Source organism: Streptomyces sp. NPDC079167, from assembly GCF_040686735.1.
Classification (GTDB): domain Bacteria; phylum Actinomycetota; class Actinomycetes; order Streptomycetales; family Streptomycetaceae; genus Streptomyces.
Window position 1 is genome coordinate 3,128 of sequence record NZ_JBFBLO010000049.1, and the last position, 1,869, is coordinate 4,996.

1 rRNA gene (running past one end of the window) is annotated in these 1,869 nt (G+C 56.2%); it reads left to right on the forward strand.

Annotation, left to right across the window (positions count from 1 at the left end):
• Positions 1–1,847: ribosomal RNA gene (locus tag AB0P41_RS35860) — 23S ribosomal RNA — on the forward strand; it begins 1,376 nt to the left of the window's first position.
• Positions 1,848–1,869: the final 22 nt, after the last annotated feature.

The window sequence follows — 1,869 nt, forward strand, 5'->3', positions numbered from 1 at the left end:
TATACCCCCAACGGGGGCTGGGATGGGTAGGGGAGCGTCGTGTGCCGGGTGAAGCAGCCGCGGAAGCGAGTTGTGGACGGTTCACGAGTGAGAATGCAGGCATGAGTAGCGATACACACGTGAGAAACGTGTGCGCCGATTGACTAAGGGTTCCTGGGTCAAGCTGATCTGCCCAGGGTAAGTCGGGACCTAAGGCGAGGCCGACAGGCGTAGTCGATGGACAACCGGTTGATATTCCGGTACCCGCTTTGAAACGCCCAATACTGAATCAGGCGATGCTAAGTCCGTGAAGCCGGCCCGATCTCTTCGGAGTTGAGGGTAGTGGTGGAGCCGACGAACCAGACTTGTATTAGGTAAGCGATGGGGTGACGCAGGAAGGTAGTCCAGCCCGGGCGGTGGTTGTCCCGGGGTAAGGGTGTAGGACGCACGGTAGGTAAATCCGTCGTGCACATAGTCTGAGACCTGATGCCGAGCCGATTGTGGTGAAGTGGATGATCCTATGCTGTCGAGAAAAGCCTCTAGCGAGTTTCATGGCGGCCCGTACCCTAAACCGACTCAGGTAGTCAGGTAGAGAATACCGAGGCGTTCGGGTGAACTATGGTTAAGGAACTCGGCAAAATGCCCCCGTAACTTCGGGAGAAGGGGGGCCATCACTGGTGATCCGATTTACTCGGTGAGCTGGGGGTGGCCGCAGAGACCAGCGAGAAGCGACTGTTTACTAAAAACACAGGTCCGTGCGAAGCCGTAAGGCGATGTATACGGACTGACGCCTGCCCGGTGCTGGAACGTTAAGGGGACCGGTTAGTGCACTTTCGGGTGTGCGAAGCTGAGAACTTAAGCGCCAGTAAACGGCGGTGGTAACTATAACCATCCTAAGGTAGCGAAATTCCTTGTCGGGTAAGTTCCGACCTGCACGAATGGCGTAACGACTTCTCGACTGTCTCAACCATAGGCCCGGTGAAATTGCACTACGAGTAAAGATGCTCGTTTCGCGCAGCAGGACGGAAAGACCCCGGGACCTTTACTATAGTTTGATATTGGTGTTCGGTTCGGCTTGTGTAGGATAGGTGGGAGACTTTGAAGCGGCCACGCCAGTGGTTGTGGAGTCGTCGTTGAAATACCACTCTGGTCGTGCTGGATGTCTAACCTGGGTCCGTGATCCGGATCAGGGACAGTGTCTGATGGGTAGTTTAACTGGGGCGGTTGCCTCCTAAAGAGTAACGGAGGCGCCCAAAGGTTCCCTCAGCCTGGTTGGCAATCAGGTGTTGAGTGTAAGTGCACAAGGGAGCTTGACTGTGAGACCGACGGGTCGAGCAGGGACGAAAGTCGGGACTAGTGATCCGGCAGTGGCTTGTGGAAGCGCTGTCGCTCAACGGATAAAAGGTACCCCGGGGATAACAGGCTGATCTTCCCCAAGAGTCCATATCGACGGGATGGTTTGGCACCTCGATGTCGGCTCGTCGCATCCTGGGGCTGGAGTCGGTCCCAAGGGTTGGGCTGTTCGCCCATTAAAGCGGTACGCGAGCTGGGTTTAGAACGTCGTGAGACAGTTCGGTCCCTATCCGCTGTGCGCGTAGGAATATTGAGAAGGGCTGTCCCTAGTACGAGAGGACCGGGACGGACGAACCTCTGGTGTGCCAGTTGTCCTGCCAAGGGCATGGCTGGTTGGCTACGTTCGGAAAGGATAACCGCTGAAAGCATCTAAGCGGGAAGCCTGCTTCGAGATGAGTATTCCCACCACCTTGAGTGGTTAAGGCTCCCAGTAGACGACTGGGTTGATAGGCCAGATGTGGAAGCCCGGTAACGGGTGGAGCTGACTGGTACTAATAGGCCGAGGGCTTGTCCTCAGTTGCTCGCGTCCACTGTGTT